We start from the raw sequence: 16,592 nt of genomic DNA, 5'->3' as shown, positions 1-16,592 counted from the left end.
CACCAGGCACGCACCTCAGGGCTGGTCGTCCAGTCCGGTCAGGTCGACGTCCGTCGCTTCGGTGACTGCTCGGAGGGCGGTCACCGACGCGTACCCGGCGGCCAGCAACGCCACGTCCGTGCCGGGCTGCGCGGCCTGCCCCGGCTCCTCCAGCGAGGTGCGGACGAAACCGTGCCCGGATTCGGCCACCGTCATCTGCACCTGACCGAAGCTGGCCAGCGTGCCGCGTCGCACTCCGCGCAGCCGCCCGTGCGGCAGATCCGGGGCGTTCACGTTGAGCACGCTCTCCATCGGCCCGGAGGTCAACCGGGGGAGCAGGTCCAGGGCGACCCGCGCGGCGGTGCTCCAGTGCCGCTCCGCGTCGCGTACCCGGGCGGCGGCGTCCACCGCGGCGCCACCGCTGGCGGCCGTCGCCTCGCCCGCGGAGAGCACGTCGAGGGAGACCGCCATCGCCCGGCAACCGTTCGTGGCGGCGGTGAACGCGGCACCCACCGTTCCGGAGTGCAGCACGGCCCGGCCCGCGTTGGCGCCCCGGTTGATGCCGGAGAGCACCACCGACGGCGGTGGGCCGAACGCGCCGTGCAGCGCGATCAGGGTGATGAAGCCGGGGGAGCCACCCACCCCGTACGCCGGCACACCCGCCAGGTCCGGCAGCGGATGGTCGTTCACGACGACCCGCCCGTCGCGCTCCACGGCGCTCATCGCGGCGCTGGTGCCGCTCGCCTCCTCCAGCGGCGCGGCGACCACCACGTCCAGGCCCCGCTGTGCCGCGGCCCAGGCCAGCGCCTGAATGCCGGGCGCAGCGATCCCGTCGTCGTTGGTGATCAGCACGCGCAGCGTCATCGCTCGACCGCCCGGTCGGCCAACTCGTCCGGTGTGGTCCGCTCCTGTGGCCGGCTGTCCGCAGGAACCAGCCGGACCCGTTCGACCAGGCCGGTGATCGAATCCAGTCGTCCGGTGCCCAGGCCGTGCCGGGTCACGTTCATCGCGCCGGCGGCGGCGCCGGTGCGGATGGCGGTCCGGATGTCCCCGCCGCGGGCCACGACCGCGGCCACCCCGGCGGTCATCGAGTCGCCCGCGCCGCGCGGATCGGCGGCCTCCAACCGGGGCATCTCGACCTCGAACAGCTCCCCGTCGACGAGCGCCAGCGCCGGCTGGTCGGCCCGGCTCACCACCACCGTCTCGGCGCCGGCGGCGTGCAGCTCGTACATGGTCCGGGTCAGCTCCAGGCTGTCGTCGCTGCGGGCGCGACCGTCGCGGATCAGCTCCTCGTGGCTCACCTTGAGGAAGAACACGCCGCTCTCCAGCACCGCCGCGAGGTGATCGCCGGACAGGTCGACCACCACCCGGCCGCCGTTGGCGGCGAGGTCGGCGGCGAAGCGCCGGTACAGGTCGGCCGGGACCAACCACGGCTCGTTCGGCCCACTGAGGACGCTCACCGCGGCCCGGAGTCCCTCGCCGAGCGCCAGGTTGTACAGCTCGTCCAGCTCGTGCCGGCTCAGCGGCTGCCCGGGCACGTCGGCGATCTCCTGCCGTGAGCCGCCCCGGCGGTCGTGCACGTACCCGCCGCTGCCGGAGTCCCGGACCACCACCTTGAGGTCCACGCCCTCGCTGACCAGGAGCGGCTCCAGCACCTGGCCGATCTCGCCGCCGAGGGCGGCGCAGAGCACCACGTCGACACCGAGCGACAGCACCATCCGGGCCTGCCAGACGCCCTGCCCGCCGGGGTGCAGATGCAGCTCCGGGTGCTCGTTCGGCTGGTCCACGGTGACCGTGAGCTGCGGGGTGGGTGCGAAGACCATCACGTGCCCGCTCATCCGTCGTCGCCGCTCATGATGCCGCCCTTCAGCACGGTCGGGTGATTCCCCACGAACCGACCCTAATAGGGCAACTGGTGATGCGGCATCCCATCGCCCGGGCTGCGCCCCGACATCGGCGGCCGTCGGGCGTTGCCAGCCGGACATCGGTACGGGACGATCGTGCGACAAACGACGGTGGGAGACGCGTGCGCAGCAGCGATACCTTCAGCTACACCGTCCAGGCCCGGTGCTCGCCGGCCGAGGCAGCGGCGCTGCTCAGTGACCTGACCCGACAGGGCGAGCTGCATCCGCTGATTGTCCGGGTCCGCCAAGTGCCGCCCCGACCCGGCGCCCGGGCCAGCTACACGATCAACGACCGGCTGGTGGCCGGCCCGCTGCGCTTCCGGACCACGTACCACGCGGACGTGCTGATCAGCGAGGACGACGAGATCGTCATGGTGGCCCGCCAGTGGCCCGCCACGACGGTCCGCAACCACACGCGACTGCGCGCCGAGCCGGAGGGCCTGGTCCGGATCGACGTCGAGATCACCCTGACCGCGCCGACGCCGCTGTTCCGGTACGCGTTCCGCCAGGCACGGGCCGCTCACCTCGCCCTCGCCGCCCGTCTCGGCCCGGCCCTCGACCGCACCGGCGACTCCCCACCCCCGGCCTGACCGGCCCACACCCGCCGGCACCCGGCCCCCGTCCCGCCTTTGTGGCCCCAGCCCATGATCGTGCTCGATCGTGGATGTAGTGGCCTGCGGGCGCGAGGATGCCACTACATCCTGGTTCCAGCGCGATCACCGCGGCGCGGTCACGGCGGCGCGATCACCGCGGCGCGGTCACGGCAGCGCGGTCACGGCAGCGGTCACGGATTGCCGCCACGGCCGGCGCGGGCGGGTTGGGCGGCGGGACGTCGGCCCCACGGCTTGTACGTGGACAGCACCGTCGCGATGATCATCAGGCTGGTCGACACCGCGGGTGCGATCACCAGGTCGGCGCGGTCCCGGGCGGGGAGGGCGGCGCCCACCACGCCGGCGTGCCGCAGGTTCGGCGTGAGCAGGAACAGCACCAGCCCGACCATCACCGTGGTGAGCACGAGCTTGGCCACTACCCAGCGATAGCGCCACAGGCCCCACGGGGTGAGGAGCGCGCTGGCGACCCCGATCAGCCAGACCAGAACGCTCAGCGGCGCGAACAGCACAGTGCCGACCAGCGCCGTGACCGGGTAGACCACCGCCGGGTCGGCGCCGCGCTGCACGGCGATGCCCAGGGTGAGGAGCACGAGGTCGGCGCCGAGCCAGCCGAGCGAGGTGACCAGATGCAGGGTGAGGAGCCCTTTGCGGGCGGTGGGTGGGATCCGACGCATACCGCGATGCTGCCCGCGGACCCCGTCCGGGTCGTCCGACCGCCGACGACATCCGGGGTACGCCCGGCGACGTAGCCCGGCCGGGCGACCGCATCGCCGACTCCGGGGTGTCCCGTCGCGGGAAATGCCCCGGAGTCGGCGAACGCGAGTGGATCATCCCCGGAGCGATTCCGGGGACTGTCGGGTGGGTCAGTAGACCGACAGGTGGACGTGGTTGGTGTGGTCGGTGGACGGGGTGCCGCCCGCGCCGCTGTACGACTTCCACCCGCTGCTGGGCAGCCAGATCTGCCGGTACCAGATCACGTACAGCACGGCGAGCTGGTCGGCGTTGCGGATGAAGTACGCGGCCAGGTTGTTGCCGTACGTCTTGTCGCCGCCTGTGGCGTTGCCGCCGAAGCCGTCCTTCTGGGCGGCGAAGTCGCAGGCCCGGCCCTTGGGGTGTTCACCGGAGCCGCTGGGGCGGTGGCAGGAGACGTACCGGGTGAACCCGGCGGCCTTTGCCTGGTTGAGCGCGTGCAGGGTGCGCGGCGTGATGCAGCCGCTGGCGGGCGTGGGGTCGTTGACGCTGCACGATTCGGCTGGCCAGGAGCCGTCGGAGTTGCGGGGCGCCGCCTTCGCGTTGGCGGTGGAGGTGCCCCGGTTGGAGCCGCCGTCGGCGGTGGTCTGCGGCTTGGGGGTGGTGGCCACGGTCAGGGCCCGTTCGGCCTGGTCCTTGCGCTTGGCCATCACCGCGACCTGCTTGCGTTGTTCGATGATCTCGCCGTTCAGGGCGGCCCGGGTGCGACTGGCCTGGTCCTTGGTGGCAAGCAGATCGCGCAGCACCCGGTCCTCGTTGGCGGCCACCGCCTCCAGGGCGGCGGCCCGGTCCATGAAGCCCTCCGGGCTGCTGCTGTTGAGCAGCGCCGACACCGCGCCGAGCCGGCCTGTGCGGTACGCCACGCCGGCGATCTGGCCGACCTTGCCGTCGCGCTGGGCGAGTTCGACCTCGATGCCCTTCAGCTGGGTGGCGAGTTGTTGCTGTCGTTGCACGGAGGTGTCCAGAGCGCGTTTCGCGTCCAGGTAGCCCTTGCTGGCGGCCTCGAGTTGGGCGCGTAGCGAAGGGGTGCCGCCCTCTTCGTCGGAGTCGGGTGCGGCGGCGGCCCGGAGGCCGGTCGGGGGAGCGGCCGAGGCGGTGCCGGCCGGAAGCGCGACGCCGAGGGCGAACATCGCGACGATCAGGGCCGCCAGTCGGGCGGCGGGTGGTCGTGCTGGTGCCACTGCGCATGTCCTTCCGTCAGCCGCCGACCGGGTTAGCTGACGGGTTCGGGACGGAAGATCCCTACCGCTGACGCGGATGCACCCCAGGAACGTGGTTCCCCGGTTCGCCCAGGTGGGCGATTAGGCGGCGACCGCCACCGGCGCCTGGAGGGCGCCGCCTGGTGGAGGCCGGGACCGAGCTTACCGGTGCCGGTGGGGCTGGTGCAGCCGTTGTGACGGACGGTGCGTGCGTCGTCACGAGAAGCCTGTCACCACTCGATGGAGCCGCAGGCTCCGGAGGCGGCACCGGGTTCGATCTGCAACGTCGCGTGTTCGATCCGGAAGTCGTCGTGCAGCGCGGTGCGCGCCGCGGTCAGCACCGCGCCGACCTCCGCGCCGGGCGCCATGGTCAGGTGGGCGGAGGCCACCTCCATGCCCGAGGTGAGCGTCCAAACGTGCAGGTCGTGCACCTCGACCACCCCGGGGACGGCGGCCAGCCGGTCGTGCACGGCGGTCACCTGGAGGTGTTCCGGGGCGGCCTGCACCAGGATGCGGACGGCGGCACGGGCCAGCCGCCAGGTGCGGGGCAGGATGAACGCGCCGATGGCGACCGCGACGAGTGGGTCGGCCCACCACCAGTCGGTGACGGCGATGAGCAACGCCGCGCCGATCACGCCGAGCGAGCCGAGCAGGTCGCCGAGCACCTCCAGGTAGGCGCCCTGAAGGTTGATGCTCTCCCGGGCTCCGGCGCGGAGCAGGGCGAAGGCGGCGATGTTCGCGAGCAGGCCGAGCACCGCCACCGCGAGCATCGGACCGGCGATGACCTCGTGCGGGTCGCCGAAGCGGCGGATCGCCGCGATCACCACGTAGATCGCGACGCCGGAGAGCAGGACGGCGTTGGCCAGCGCGGCGAGGACCTCGAGTCGGTAGAGCCCGAAGGTGCGTTGCGGGTCGGCGGTGGCCCGCCGGGTCGCGGTGATGGCGGCGAGCGCCATCCCGATGCCGAGCACGTCGGTGAACATGTGCCCGGCGTCGGAGAGCAGGGCGAGCGAGCCGGTGTGCAGGGCGGCCACCGCCTCGACCACCATCAGGGTGGCGAGCAGCCCGAACGCCGCCCAGAGTCGGCCCCTGTGCTGGTGTGCGGCATTGGCGACCGACCCATGGTGGTGGTCATGACCTGCGCCCACGAGATCCACCTTCCGTCGCCGGTCGGGGCCCGGTCAAATGTATGCTCACATCGCTATGTATGCAAGTATGGGGCAGGCCACCGGCCCACCAGGCAGTTTGCTCCAGATCAGCCGGTTGGATCGATGGTGGTGAGTCGCTGCGTGGCCCGGGAGAGCGCCACGTACAGGGTGCGTACCCCCGCACCCGGATCGGCCCGGATCTCGCTCGGAGCGACGAGCACTACCCCGTCGTACTCCATGCCCTTGGCCTCCAGGCTGGTCACCACCTGTAGGCGCGGCGCGTCGAGCGCGTCGAGCCAACCGGCGACCTCGTCGCGGCGGGGGACCGGCGTGATCACCCCGACCGTGCCCTCCACCTCGGCCAGCAGCCCGGCGGCCGCGTTCACGACGGCGGTCGCCAACCCGGTCGCGGGCACCACGAGCTCGACCGGATCGACCCCGGTGGAGCGCACGGCGGTGGGCAACGGCAGGTCAGGGTAGAGCCGGCGGATCTCCGCCGCCGCCACCGCGAAGATCTCCGCCGAGTTGCGGTAGTTGGTGGTGAGGGTGAAGTCGTGTCGCTTCCGCCGGCCCAGCGCCTGGTCCCGGGCCCGGGTCAGCTCCTCGGGATCACCTGTCCACGCGGTCTGCGCGGGGTCACCCACCACCGTCCAGGAGGCCAGGTGGCCACGGCGCCCGACCATCCGCCACTGCATCGGCGAGACGTCCTGTGCCTCGTCCACCACCACGTGCGCGTAGTCCCGGTAGTCCTCCGGACGCTCCCGGGCCGCCGCCCGGGCCGCCCGCTGCCGCTCGCTGGCGGTGCTCAGCTCGCGTACGCCGCCAGCGAGCTGGAACGGGTCGCGGCGGGCCTTGGCCGGCTGCGCCGGCTTGCCGAGCAGGGCGTCCAACTCGTCGAGCAGCGCGATGTCGGCGATCGTCAACCCGTCCGAGTCCAGGTTCCGGTACGCGGCGCTGAGCAGTCGGATCTCCGCGGTGGAGAGGATCTGACCGGCGTACCGGCGCAGCCGTTCCGGCCGGGCCAGCCAACCGAGCACGTGCCGCGGGTGCAGCCGGGGCCACCACGCCTTGAGGAACTCCCGGAACTCGGCCCGCTCGGCGATCTCCGCCTCGAAGGTGCGTTGCTCCGGCAGTCGGATGCCCACTTCGCGGGCCTGCGCCCAGAGCGCGGCGAACACCCCGTCGAAGCCGGCCCGGCGCACCTCGTTGCGGCGGGCGCCGCGGTGCAGCGCGCGGTCCCGGATCCGGTCCAGCTCGGCCCGGTCCAGCCGCAGCAGCGTGCCCCGGTAGAGCAACCGCAGCTCACCCGGGCCGCCCGGCACCGCGTCGCGGACCGCGCGCTCCAACACCCGGCGCATCCGCAGCGAGCCCTTCACCGCCGCCACCTCGGGCGGGTCGGTGCGGGTGGCGGTCATCCCCGGGAAGAGAGTGCCGAGCGAGTGCAGGGTGGCGGTGTCCTCACCGAGCGAGGGCAGCACCGAGGCGATGTACTCGACGAAGACCGACGACGGGCCGACCACCAGGATGCCGCCGCCGGCGTACCGGCTGCGGTCGGAATAGAGCAGGAACGCCGCCCGGTGCAGGGCGACAGCGGTCTTGCCGGTGCCCGGGCCGCCCGCGACGATCGTCACCCCGGAGCCGGGCGAACGGATCGCCTCGTCCTGCTCCCGTTGGATGGTCGCCACGATGTCGCGCATGCCCCGGCCGGTCGCCTTGGACAGGGTGGCCAGCAGGGCGCCGTCCCCGACGACAGTCATCCCCTCCGGGGCGGCGGTCGGGTCCAGCAGGTCGTCCTCGATGCGGGTGACCCGTTCGGCGCGGGACTGGATCGTGCGGCGACGCACCACGTCCAGCGGCTGCGCCGGCGTGGCCTGGTAGAAGGCGGCGGCGGCCGGCGCCCGCCAGTCGACGACAAGCGTGGTGGTGTCCTCGTCCCGGATCCCGAGTCGCCCCACGTGCAGCACCTGCTGGTCACGCAGGTCCAGCCGGCCGAAGACCAGCCCCTCGTACTCGGCGTCCAGGGCGTGCCGCCGCTGCGCCGCGTGGAAGACCATCGCGTCGCGCTCGACAAGCGCGCCGAACGTGCCCACCCGGGCCATCCGGTAGCCGTCACGCTCGGCGCGGACCGCCGAGCGCCGCAGTTCGGCCAGTCGGGCGTACACCCGGTCGAGGTGTCGTTGCTCGACGGCAATCTCCTGCTCCAGGCCGGTCTGGTCGGTCAACGCACGCTCCTTCGACTGTCGCCGGCGGGCGGCGGAAACCGCGCAGGCCAACCGCAGAAGGGTACGGCCCCGGGCCAGGCCCGCCGCGCCCGAGGTGCGAGAACGCGCTCAGACACCCGTCGCGGCGGAGGCCGCGCGGTGAGTTCGGGGCGTCGGTTCGGCGAGCACCCGGCGCAGCACGCCGGTGAGCGCGGCGTTGACCTCGTCCGGGCGCTCCATCATCAACATGTGCCCGGCGCCCGGGCAGACGGTCAGCTCGGTGGCCGGCAGGGCCGCCGCGATCGACTCCGCGCACGGCGGCGGGGTGAGCCGGTCCCGGTCGCCGACCAGGGCGGCGGCCGGCAGATGCGCCAACGCGGCGAGGGTGTCCAGTCGGTGCTGGGTGCCGATGGAGGCCCGGAAGCCGCCGATCGACCGCAGCGAGGCACGAGCCACCGCCGACGTCACCAGCCGGATGTCGGCCGGTTCGCAGCGGTCACCGAAGAGCATCCACCGGATGCTCGGTCGCAGCGCGTTCAGCAGCGCCCGGGGCGCTCGCCACGAGCCGCAGCGGGCCAGCACGCCGGCACCGGCCGTCTCGGCCAGCCGGATCAGTCGGGCGATCCGCGGCGAGAGCCCGTAGACGGTGTGGGCGTGCCCCTCGGCGGTGGTCGACACGAAGACCAGACCGGCCGTGCGGGCGGCGAAGTGCGCGGGGTGGCGGTGGGCGTACTCCATGATCGTCATGCCGCCCATCGAGTGCCCGACCAGGACCACCGGCCCGACCGGCGCCACCGTGTCGAGCACCGCGGCCAGGTCGTCGCCGAGTTGGGCCAGGGTGGCGGTGGGCAACGCCATGCAGCTGGATCGGCCGTGCCCCCGCGCGTCGTAGGTGACCACCCGCACCGGCCCGCCGACCGACGCCGCGGTGAGCGCGTCGACCTGCCGGTGCCAGGCGCGCCCGTCCAACGTCCAGCCATGCAGCAGGATGGCGGTGACCTGGGCGTCCGCCGGCCCGGTCACCTCGACGTTGAGCCGTACGCCGTCGGGCAGAGCGACCTCGAACCGGTCCGGCATCGCCACCTCCCCAGGGTCGCCCGACACCACCCGCACCTCCGATACCCGGTGGTAACACCGGCTACCCAGCAGGACAGCACGCCAATCGCGCCGCGGCCAACATTCCCGAGCCGACCCGTGGTGGCCGGCGGCGGGCCAAGCTGGACGGCATGGGGTCGTCGGGAGCGCCGATGGGCGAGGCGTCGGGGCAGCGGCGACAGGCCGGCGGCACTCCGCGCGCCGCGCTGGCCGACCTGCTCGCCGGCAACCGGCGGTTCGTCAGCGGGCAGCCGATCCACGGGCACGACGTCACGGCCGCCGCGGCGGCCGCCTCGGGCGACCAGCAGCCGTACGCCGTGGTGCTCGGCTGCATCGACTCGCGGGTGCCGCTGGAGGCGATCTTCGACCAGACCTTCGGCGCGATCTGCGTGATCCGTACCGGTGGGCACGTCCTCGATCGGGCGGTGTGCGGGTCGATCGAGTACGTGGTCGGCCAGCTCGGCGTACCGCTGGTGATGGTCCTCGGGCACGAGCGGTGCGGGGCCGTCGACGCCACCGTGGACGCGGTGCGCGGCGGACAGCGTCCCGCTGGCTCAATGGCGTACCTGGTGGATGAGATCGCCCCGGCGGTGACCGGGGTGGGGATCGACGACCCGGCGGTGCTGCCGCTCGCGATCCGCCGGCACGTCCGGCGGACGGTGCGCGCGCTGCGCGAGGACGACCTGCTGGCCGGGCCGGTCGCCGCCGGTCGGGTGGCAGTGGTCGGCGGTCTCTACGACCTGGCCACCGGCGAGGTCGCGGTGCTCGATCCGGGCTGACCGGGCCCGACGCGCGCGACCGATCCCCCTTCGAGCGCATGATCGACCCGGGTTTCGTGCTGTCGGAGTGTCCGGCCTGCCGGGACACCCCGGTTTCTGCGAAGTCGTGCCAGACACGCGAAAGCGCCCGCCGGGACCCCGGCGGGCGCTTTCACGTGGTGCGGTGGGGGAGAGCTCAGCCCTCGAAGACGCCGGCCGCGACCAGGCGCTTCTCGGTGGCCTCCCAGCCGTCACCCGGGTGGGTGGCAGCGAGGTTGTTGATCTCGGCCCGGATCTTGGCGGCGTGGCCGGCGGCGGCCAGCACGCGGATCTCCTCGACGAAGGCGTCGGAGTCCGTGCGCAGGTGCGCGGTCTTGCCGTTGGTCAGGTTCCGCACGTAGGCGTGCTTGCCGCCGTTGAGCGGGATGAGGTACTTGAACTCACCCAGCACGCTGAGGGCGCCACCCTGGCCAGCCTGGCCGGCCCGGACGGACGCGCGCGCGGTCTTAGAGGTGTTGCTCGCCACGGAGGTACTCCTTGCAAGACGTACGGGAGGACTGGACGTCCGGGGGCTGTGTGCGGGCCACACTGCGCTCGGCCCGCGAAGATGTAACGCGGCATAAGCCGCCGGTGGAACTGTACATGACCACGACACCATGCTGGTCGTCGCGGTGTCCTGAGAGGTAACCGCAGCCACCCGTCCGGCTATTCCACCCGGCGTTTTTTCCGATTCCCTGGCGCACCACTGGCCACACGAGTCATCATGTGTTGCAGCAACCACCTGGGTGGACGAGGTCGTAGGGGAAGACGCACCTCGCTCTCCGGGAGGTCACCGTGCCAACGCGTGGCGTCGTATACGTCCACTCGACCCCGCTCGCCGTGTGCTCACACGTCGAGTGGGCGATCGCGCGCGTCCTAGCCGCGCCGGTCAACCTGCAGTGGACGGCTCAGCCCGTCGACCCCGGCGCACGCCGGGCCGAGTGCGGGTGGACCGGTCGTCCGGGGACGGGCGCCGAGCTGGCTGCTGCCCTACGGCAGTGGCCCATGATCCGTTTCGAGGTCACCGAGGAGCCGAGTCCCGGTGCCGACGGCGAGCGGTTCATGTACGTGCCGGCCCGGGGCCTGTTCCGGGCCACCGTCGGCGTGGCCGGCGACATCCAGCTCGGCGAGGACCGGCTCCGCGCCCTGATGGTCGCCTCCCGGGCGCCCGAGGCACTGGCGCACGCCCTGGACAAGGCCCTCGGCACCGCGTGGGACGCCGACCTGGAGCCCTACCGGTACGCCGGCGACGGCGCCCCGGTGACCTTGCTCACCCGCGTCGGCTGACCCGGTCGCCGGTCCGCTGGCCGTACGCCGTCGGGCCGGCCGCGACCGGTAAGGTCAAGTTGCCCCGATAAGGGGGAAGCTGGTGGGATGGGCGGCGTGTCGAATCGCCCGTGGCGCGCCACTGTCGCAGTCGCCGCCCTGACCGCCCTGCTCGTCTCCGGCTGCTCCGGCGGCGGCCCCGAGCGGCCTACGCCGACGACCAGCCCGGTCGGCGCGTCCGCCGCCCCGAGCGTCCCCGCCCCGACGCCGGCCAGCGACCCCGCCGCCCGTGCCGTGGCCCTGGTCGCCACGCTCTCCGACGAGGATCTTGTCGGCCAGGTGCTGATGCCGTACGCGTACGGCGACTCGGCGACGAAGGTCTCCGCCGGCTCGGCCGCCGGCAACCAGGCGCTGGCCGGGGTCGACACCCCCGCCGACATGATCACCAAGTACCGGCTGGGTGGCCTGATCCTGGTCGGGTTCAGCGCCGACGACCCGACAAAGGGCAACCAGGAGACCACGAACGTCGACAACCCGAAGCAGGTGCACGACCTCACCAGCGGGCTGCGTGCCACCGCCGGTCGGCTCGCCGCCGGCCCCGCGCCGCTGCTGATCGGCACCGACCAGGAGTACGGCGTCGTCACCCGGGTGACCGACGGGGTCACCGTGCTGCCCAGCGCCCTCGCGGCGGGCGCGGCCGGCGACCCGAAGCTGACCGAGGCCGCCTGGCGGGCCGCCGGCGCCGAGCTGGCGGCGATGGGAATCAACGTCGACTTCGCCCCGGTGGCCGACGTGCTGGCCACCCGCAGCACCGTGATCGGCTCCCGCTCGTACGGCGCCGACCCGAAGCAGGCCGCCGCGCAGGTGGGCGGCGCCGTCCGTGGCCTACAGGCGGAGGGCGTCGCGGCCACCCTGAAGCACTTCCCCGGGCACGGTCACAGCGCCGACGACTCGCACCAGGATCTGCCGGTGCTCACCCAGTCGGCCGCGGCGTTGCAGAGCGGCGCCTGGCCGCCGTTCACCGCCGGCATCGACGCCGGCGCGATGGCGGTGATGTCCGGGCACCTGGACGCGCGCGCGATCGACCCGGGGACCCCGGCGACCTTCTCGCACAAGCTGCTCACCGATGTGCTGCGCGGTCAGCTCGGCTTCCAGGGCGTGGTGATCACCGACGGGATGAACATGCCGCCCGCGAAGCGGTGGGCTCCCGGCGAGGCGGCGGTCCGGGCGCTGAACGCCGGCAACGACCTCATCCTGATGACCCCGAACGTCGGTCAGGCGTACGACGGGCTGCTCGCCGCGCTGCGCGGCGGGTCGCTGCCCCGCGCCCGGCTGGTCGAGGCGGTCACCCGGGTGCTGACCATGAAGTTCCGGCTCGCGGAGACCCCGGCCGCGCAGATGTCCACGCTCAACGCCCCGGCTCACCGGGCCGCCGCCGACGCGCTGGCCGCCGCCGCCGTCACCGTGCTGCGCGGCACCTGCGGCGGCGCGGTACGCGGGCCGGTCACCGTCACCTCCTCCGGTGGTCGGGACGGCACCCGGGCCGCGCTCACCGCCGCGCTGACCGCCGCCGGGGTGCCGGTCAAGGCCAGCGGGGGCACGATCGTGCACCTGGTGGGCTACGGCGACGACGCCAAGGACCTGCGCGCCGACGCGGCGGTCACTGTCGCCATGGACACCCCGTACGTGCTGAGCGGGGCGAAGTCAGCGACGTTGCTGGCCACGTACTCCTCCAGCCGGGCGTCGATGACCGCGCTGGCCGCCGTGCTGGCCGGCAAGGCCCGGCCGGGCGGCCGGTCCCCGGTGGCCGTGCCCGGCCTGCCCGCCACCACCTGCGCGAGCTGACCGGTCAGCGTCCACCCTCGGCCGTCGGCTGACCGGTGGCGTCTGTCCCAAAGGGCTCAGGGTGCGGCGGCGCTGTCGCTTCCGGTGGGTCGGCCGGGTGGCGCGTCGCGGGTGGGCGCAGCAACCGCAGTGGCGTCCCGCCGATCGTGGCCGGCGACATCGGCGGCGGGTCGGCGCTGGCCACCGTGCGGGCGAGCAGCGCGGCCAGCCCGGCCCGGGTGGCGACGACCAACAGCCGATCGGTACGCACCAGGGGCCGCCGTTGCGGCAGCGACCAGATGGTCTGCCCAGCCCGCCCGGTCCGCATCGCTATCACCCGGGCCTCGCGCGGACGAACGCTGACCTCCGGACCGGAGCGGCCTTCCAGATCCGAGCCGGCCCCGACCGGCAACTCGGCCACCAGCAGGACCCGCCGACCCACCGAGATCGTGTCGATCACCTCGCGGCCCATCATCGCCGCGGCGAACGCCGGCGCGGCGAGGTACGAGACGCTGCGCGAGTGGTTGATCCCGAAGGCGCGCTGCACCCGCTGCGCGAACCCCTCGTCGAACAGCCGCAGCACCACCCGCAGGGGAGCCGCCGCACCGCCTGTCGCCCTCCTGTGCAGCGATCGCCCGAGCAGCGCGGTCTCCAGGTTCGTCACGTCATCCGCGCAGAGCACCACAAGGGCGCGGCAGGTCGACACGGACGCCGCTCGCAGTGTCTCCGGGCTGGTCGCGTCGCCGATGAGGAACGGCACGCCCAGGTCGCGGGCCACCGCCACCCCACGGGCGGTCGACGCCCGGTCCACCGCCACCACTGGCACACCGAACGAATGCAGTTCCTGCACCACCCGGGTGCCGACGTTGCCCAGCCCGACCACGATCACGTGGTCGTCGAGCGGGTCGGTGAGTCGACCGGCCGCGACTGCCAGCCGGGCCTGCACCACCGAATCGACCACCAGCGCGGTCACCGTAGGGACCAGGGCCACGCCGGTGATCACCAGCAGCAGGGCGGTGAGCTTCTCCACGAGCGACCCGGCCGGGTCCGCCTCCGCGCTGCCCAGTGCGGTGAGCAACGTCAGGTAACCCGCCTGCACCGGGTCCAGGTCCCGGGCCTGCCCGAGCAGGACGCTGCCGACGGCCAGCAGCGCGGCCGAGGCGCCCAGCGCCCAGCGCAGGCGTCTGCCGAGGACCAGCCGGGCGGTCCGCACCAGACGGCGGCGGGGTCGGGTCCGGACCGGAGGCCGTCGGCCGTACGCCCGCACCAGCACCAGATCGGCGGAATCCTCGTCCTCCGGCAGCGTGATCGGCTCGGGGCCGCTGGTGTCGGCCAGGGCGCAGACCACGTCCGTGGTCGCCGGGTCGATCGCGTCCCGGCTCGCCGTGCGCAGCAACTCGTCGTCGGGCAGCCGGAGGAAGGTTGGCGTGTCGTCGCCCAGCGTGGCCGCGACGAACGCGGGAGCGGCGATCTCCGAACCGGACAGAACCGCGCAGTCGCCGAGCATGGTGGCCACGCCCTCGCCGAGCACCGGGTTGAACAAGCGGACCACGATCCGGACGTTCGGATCGAACTCCCGAATGATCAACGCGGCGTCCACGTTCGCCACATCGTCGGCGCTGACCAGCGCGACCGCCGCCGCAGCCCGTACGCCGACCCGGTCCAGGACCTCGGCGGTCAGCCGGCGGGCCACCACCACCTCGGGACGTGGCCCCGTCGCCTCGGCGTCCGACGCGAGATCGGCGATGTCCGGCGCGTGGTTGTCGGTCAACGACGGCAGCAGGACGGTGACCGCGACGCCGTACCTGTCGACCAGCTCGGTGATCAGTCGGCGGGCCAGAGCGTTGTCACCACAGACCACGAACCGCCGGCCGGGTTCCGGGTCGATGCCGTCCGCGCTGTCTTCGGACACGCCCGCATGGTAGCCGTCGTCGACCAGGCAGCCGATGCCGCGCGGATCGGCGTCCGCAGGCTCGGCGGTCGCGCCACGCGTCGAGAATCGAGTCGCTTCCGCTCGACCGGGCTGACAACCTCCCGGCATGGGAACAGCAGAGGGATTCCGGTACGTCCAACGGGCTGACGGCACGATCGTGATCACCCACCACGGGCGGGTGGCGGGCACCCTGCGTGGTGGCCGCGCGGCGCAGTTCCTCGCCGAGGTCGACGACGACCCGCAGTTGGTGATGGCCCGCTGGACCGGCAACTACCGCCACGGCAACGAACGCACCGCGAAGCGGCACCCCCGCAACCGGGCGTGAAACGAAGCGAAGGCCCCTCCTCGTCGCCAGGCGACAAGAAGGAGCCTTCCCCACGTCAGAGCGGGACCGTGCCGCCGGTCAGGGGCGCGCGAAGACGAGCGCCACGTTGTGGCCGCCGAAGCCGAACGCGTTGTTCAACGCGGCGGGGATCTCCATGTGGCGGGCCTTGTGCGCGGCGACATCCAGCGTGAGACCGGGCTCCGGGTCGTCGAGGTTGATCGTCGGAGGGACCACACTGTCGCGGATGGCCAGGATGGTGGCGATCGACTCCAGCGCGCCGGCCGCACCGAGCAGGTGACCGGTCATCGACTTCGTCGCGGACAACACCGGGTGGTCGCCGAGCGCCTTGTGCAGCCCGCCGATCTCCAGCATGTCACCGACCGGCGTCGACGTGGCGTGCGCGTTGACGTGCACGATGTCCCGCTTGGCCACGCCCGCGTCCGCGATCGCCTTGGCGATGGCCCGGATGGCGCCCTCGCCCTCGGCGTGCGGCTGCACGATGTCGTACGCGTCGGACGTGATGCCGGCGCCGGCGAGGCGCGCGTACACCCGGGCGCCCCGGGCCGCGGCGTGCTCGGCCCGTTCCAGCACGATGATGCCGGCGCCCTCGCCGAGGACGAAGCCGTCCCGGCCCCGGTCCCACGGGCGGGAGGCGCGCTCCGGGTCGTCGTTGCGGGTGGACATGGCCCGCATCGAGCTGAAACCGGCGATCGGCAGCGGGTGGATGACCGCCTCGGTGCCACCGGCCACCACCACGTCGGCCCGGCCGGAGCGGATGATGTCCAGGCCGAGCGCGATGGCCTCGGCGCCGGTGGCGCAGGCGCTGGCCACCGCGTGCACCCCGGCCTTGGCGCCCAACTCCAGCCCGACCCAGGCGGCCGGACCGTTCGGCATCAGCATCGGGATGGTGTGCGGGGAGACCCGCCGCGGCCCGGACGCTTCGAGGATGTCGTCCTGCGCGAGCAGGGTGGTGGCACCACCGATGCCGGAGCCGACGCTGACGGCCAGCCGCTCCCCGTCGAGGTCGGACCCGGCGAGGCCGGCATCCGCCCAGGCCTGCTGCGCCGCGATGATCGCGATCGCCTCGGAGCGGTCCAGTCGGCGCAGTCGGACCCGGTCCAGCACCTCGGACGGTTCCACCGCCAACTGGGCGGCGATCCGGACCGGCAGTTGCGCGGCCCACTCCTGGGTGAGGGCACTCACCCCGGAGCGGCCGGCGAGCATGGCGTCCCAGGTCGACGCGACGTCCCCGCCAAGCGGGGTCGTCGCGCCGAGCCCGGTGACGACGACGTCGGGACGACTCATGATCAGGACTGGGCCGCGATGTAGCTGACGGCGTCACCGACGGTCTTGAGGTTCTGCACCTCGTTGTCCGGGATCTTGACGCCGAACTTCTCCTCGGCGGCCACCACGACCTCCACCATGGAGAGCGAGTCGACGTCGAGGTCGTCGGTGAAGGACTTCCCCTCGGCCACGTCGTCCGGGTTCACTCCGGCAACCTCTTCGAGGATCTCGGCGAGGCCGGTGGTGATCTCGTCACGGGTCATTGCGGTTGGTTCC

Annotated in this window: 16 protein-coding genes and 1 riboswitch; of the genes, 5 read left to right on the top strand and 11 right to left on the bottom strand. The window is 73.2% G+C overall.

Going from position 1 to position 16,592, the window contains the following annotated elements; all coding sequences use genetic code 11:
• Window positions 1-15: 15 nt before the first annotated feature.
• Both surE and ACQPWW_RS26380 read right to left on the bottom strand, forming a co-directional pair.
• Entirely contained in the window at window positions 16-843 is an 828-nt protein-coding gene (surE, locus tag ACQPWW_RS26385) for a 5'/3'-nucleotidase SurE (protein WP_433126251.1), read from the bottom strand.
• Window positions 840-1,817 carry a PfkB family carbohydrate kinase gene (locus ACQPWW_RS26380; protein ID WP_433126249.1) on the bottom strand — a complete coding sequence of 326 codons (978 nt, stop codon included), beginning with the start codon at window positions 1,815-1,817 and terminating at the stop codon, window positions 840-842. Before ACQPWW_RS26380 ends, surE begins: the two co-directional genes overlap by 4 nt.
• 188 nt (window positions 1,818-2,005) lie before the next feature.
• On the opposite strand from ACQPWW_RS26380, the gene ACQPWW_RS26375 reads away from it, so the two are divergent.
• Complete coding sequence (locus tag ACQPWW_RS26375) at window positions 2,006-2,473, top strand: SRPBCC family protein (RefSeq protein WP_433126248.1); 468 nt, start codon at window positions 2,006-2,008, stop codon at window positions 2,471-2,473.
• A gap of 194 nt (window positions 2,474-2,667) precedes the next feature.
• Here the strand turns inward: ACQPWW_RS26375 and ACQPWW_RS26370 are convergent, their stop codons facing one another.
• The 5 genes from ACQPWW_RS26370 to ACQPWW_RS26350 form a co-directional block, all read right to left on the bottom strand.
• Window positions 2,668-3,168: a hypothetical protein gene (locus ACQPWW_RS26370; protein ID WP_433126247.1), complete on the bottom strand. Its 501-nt coding sequence runs from the start codon at window positions 3,166-3,168 to the stop codon at window positions 2,668-2,670.
• Between the two features lie 189 nt (window positions 3,169-3,357).
• Entirely contained in the window at window positions 3,358-4,425 is a 1,068-nt protein-coding gene (locus ACQPWW_RS26365; protein WP_433126246.1) for a coiled-coil domain-containing protein, read from the bottom strand.
• A 5-nt stretch (window positions 4,426-4,430) separates the two neighbouring features.
• A riboswitch (cyclic di-AMP (ydaO/yuaA leader) is annotated at window positions 4,431-4,562 on the bottom strand.
• A 111-nt stretch (window positions 4,563-4,673) separates the two neighbouring features.
• On the bottom strand, window positions 4,674-5,591 hold the full coding sequence (locus tag ACQPWW_RS26360) for a cation diffusion facilitator family transporter (RefSeq protein ID WP_433126245.1): 918 nt from the start codon (window positions 5,589-5,591) through the stop codon (window positions 4,674-4,676).
• A 107-nt stretch (window positions 5,592-5,698) separates the two neighbouring features.
• Window positions 5,699-7,813 (bottom strand): HelD family protein, encoded by a 2,115-nt coding sequence (locus ACQPWW_RS26355; RefSeq protein WP_433126244.1) that lies wholly within the window; start codon window positions 7,811-7,813, stop codon window positions 5,699-5,701.
• Window positions 7,814-7,921: 108 nt separating this feature from the next.
• Complete coding sequence (locus tag ACQPWW_RS26350; RefSeq protein ID WP_433134575.1) at window positions 7,922-8,869, bottom strand: alpha/beta fold hydrolase; 948 nt, start codon at window positions 8,867-8,869, stop codon at window positions 7,922-7,924.
• A gap of 170 nt (window positions 8,870-9,039) precedes the next feature.
• On the opposite strand from ACQPWW_RS26350, the gene ACQPWW_RS26345 reads away from it, so the two are divergent.
• Complete coding sequence (locus ACQPWW_RS26345) at window positions 9,040-9,666, top strand: carbonic anhydrase (protein WP_433126243.1); 627 nt, start codon at window positions 9,040-9,042, stop codon at window positions 9,664-9,666.
• A gap of 175 nt (window positions 9,667-9,841) precedes the next feature.
• Here ACQPWW_RS26345 and ACQPWW_RS26340 read toward each other — a convergent pair whose 3' ends face one another.
• Window positions 9,842-10,171, bottom strand: a complete 330-nt coding sequence (locus tag ACQPWW_RS26340; protein WP_030330285.1) for a hypothetical protein — start codon at window positions 10,169-10,171, stop codon at window positions 9,842-9,844.
• A 308-nt stretch (window positions 10,172-10,479) separates the two neighbouring features.
• Between ACQPWW_RS26340 and ACQPWW_RS26335 the strand changes: the two genes are divergently transcribed.
• Together ACQPWW_RS26335 and ACQPWW_RS26330 are read left to right on the top strand one after the other, a co-directional pair.
• The gene (locus tag ACQPWW_RS26335; protein WP_112700027.1) at window positions 10,480-10,971 is read left to right on the top strand and encodes a DUF3145 domain-containing protein; all 492 of its coding nucleotides are present in this window, start codon (window positions 10,480-10,482) and stop codon (window positions 10,969-10,971) included.
• An 87-nt stretch (window positions 10,972-11,058) separates the two neighbouring features.
• Window positions 11,059-12,795: a glycoside hydrolase family 3 protein gene (locus ACQPWW_RS26330; protein WP_433126242.1), complete on the top strand. Its 1,737-nt coding sequence runs from the start codon at window positions 11,059-11,061 to the stop codon at window positions 12,793-12,795.
• Window positions 12,796-12,799: 4 nt separating this feature from the next.
• Here ACQPWW_RS26330 and ACQPWW_RS26325 read toward each other — a convergent pair whose 3' ends face one another.
• A complete protein-coding gene (locus tag ACQPWW_RS26325) occupies window positions 12,800-14,686 on the bottom strand; it encodes a potassium channel family protein (RefSeq protein WP_433126241.1) in 1,887 nt (628 codons plus the stop codon).
• A 127-nt stretch (window positions 14,687-14,813) separates the two neighbouring features.
• On the opposite strand from ACQPWW_RS26325, the gene ACQPWW_RS26320 reads away from it, so the two are divergent.
• Window positions 14,814-15,032: a hypothetical protein gene (locus ACQPWW_RS26320; protein WP_433126240.1), complete on the top strand. Its 219-nt coding sequence runs from the start codon at window positions 14,814-14,816 to the stop codon at window positions 15,030-15,032.
• 78 nt (window positions 15,033-15,110) lie between these two features.
• Here ACQPWW_RS26320 and fabF read toward each other — a convergent pair whose 3' ends face one another.
• Both fabF and ACQPWW_RS26310 read right to left on the bottom strand, forming a co-directional pair.
• Entirely contained in the window at window positions 15,111-16,337 is a 1,227-nt protein-coding gene (fabF, locus tag ACQPWW_RS26315; RefSeq protein WP_433126238.1) for a beta-ketoacyl-ACP synthase II, read from the bottom strand.
• Between the two features lie 2 nt (window positions 16,338-16,339).
• Entirely contained in the window at window positions 16,340-16,579 is a 240-nt protein-coding gene (locus ACQPWW_RS26310) for an acyl carrier protein (RefSeq protein ID WP_030330276.1), read from the bottom strand.
• Between the last annotated feature and the right edge of the window lie 13 nt (window positions 16,580-16,592).

It is taken from the genome of Micromonospora sp. CA-240977, assembly GCF_050942285.1.
GTDB lineage: Bacteria > Actinomycetota > Actinomycetes > Mycobacteriales > Micromonosporaceae > Micromonospora.
This window is presented reverse-complemented; position numbering and strand designations above follow the sequence as displayed.

What these genes read in the sequence shown, in the direction of transcription:
- surE (WP_433126251.1), bottom strand. Translation starts at nt 843, where the DNA reads ATGACGCTGCGCGTGCTGATCACCAACGACGACGGGATCGCTGCGCCC.
- ACQPWW_RS26380 (WP_433126249.1), bottom strand. Translation starts at nt 1,817, where the DNA reads ATGAGCGGGCACGTGATGGTCTTCGCACCCACCCCGCAGCTCACGGTC.
- ACQPWW_RS26370 (WP_433126247.1), bottom strand. Translation starts at nt 3,168, where the DNA reads ATGCGTCGGATCCCACCCACCGCCCGCAAAGGGCTCCTCACCCTGCAT.
- ACQPWW_RS26350 (WP_433134575.1), bottom strand. Translation starts at nt 8,869, where the DNA reads ATGCCGGACCGGTTCGAGGTCGCTCTGCCCGACGGCGTACGGCTCAAC.
- ACQPWW_RS26345 (WP_433126243.1), top strand. Translation starts at nt 9,040, where the DNA reads ATGGGCGAGGCGTCGGGGCAGCGGCGACAGGCCGGCGGCACTCCGCGC.
- ACQPWW_RS26330 (WP_433126242.1), top strand. Translation starts at nt 11,059, where the DNA reads ATGGGCGGCGTGTCGAATCGCCCGTGGCGCGCCACTGTCGCAGTCGCC.
- ACQPWW_RS26320 (WP_433126240.1), top strand. Translation starts at nt 14,814, where the DNA reads ATGGGAACAGCAGAGGGATTCCGGTACGTCCAACGGGCTGACGGCACG.
- fabF (WP_433126238.1), bottom strand. Translation starts at nt 16,337, where the DNA reads ATGAGTCGTCCCGACGTCGTCGTCACCGGGCTCGGCGCGACGACCCCG.
- ACQPWW_RS26310 (WP_030330276.1), bottom strand. Translation starts at nt 16,579, where the DNA reads ATGACCCGTGACGAGATCACCACCGGCCTCGCCGAGATCCTCGAAGAG.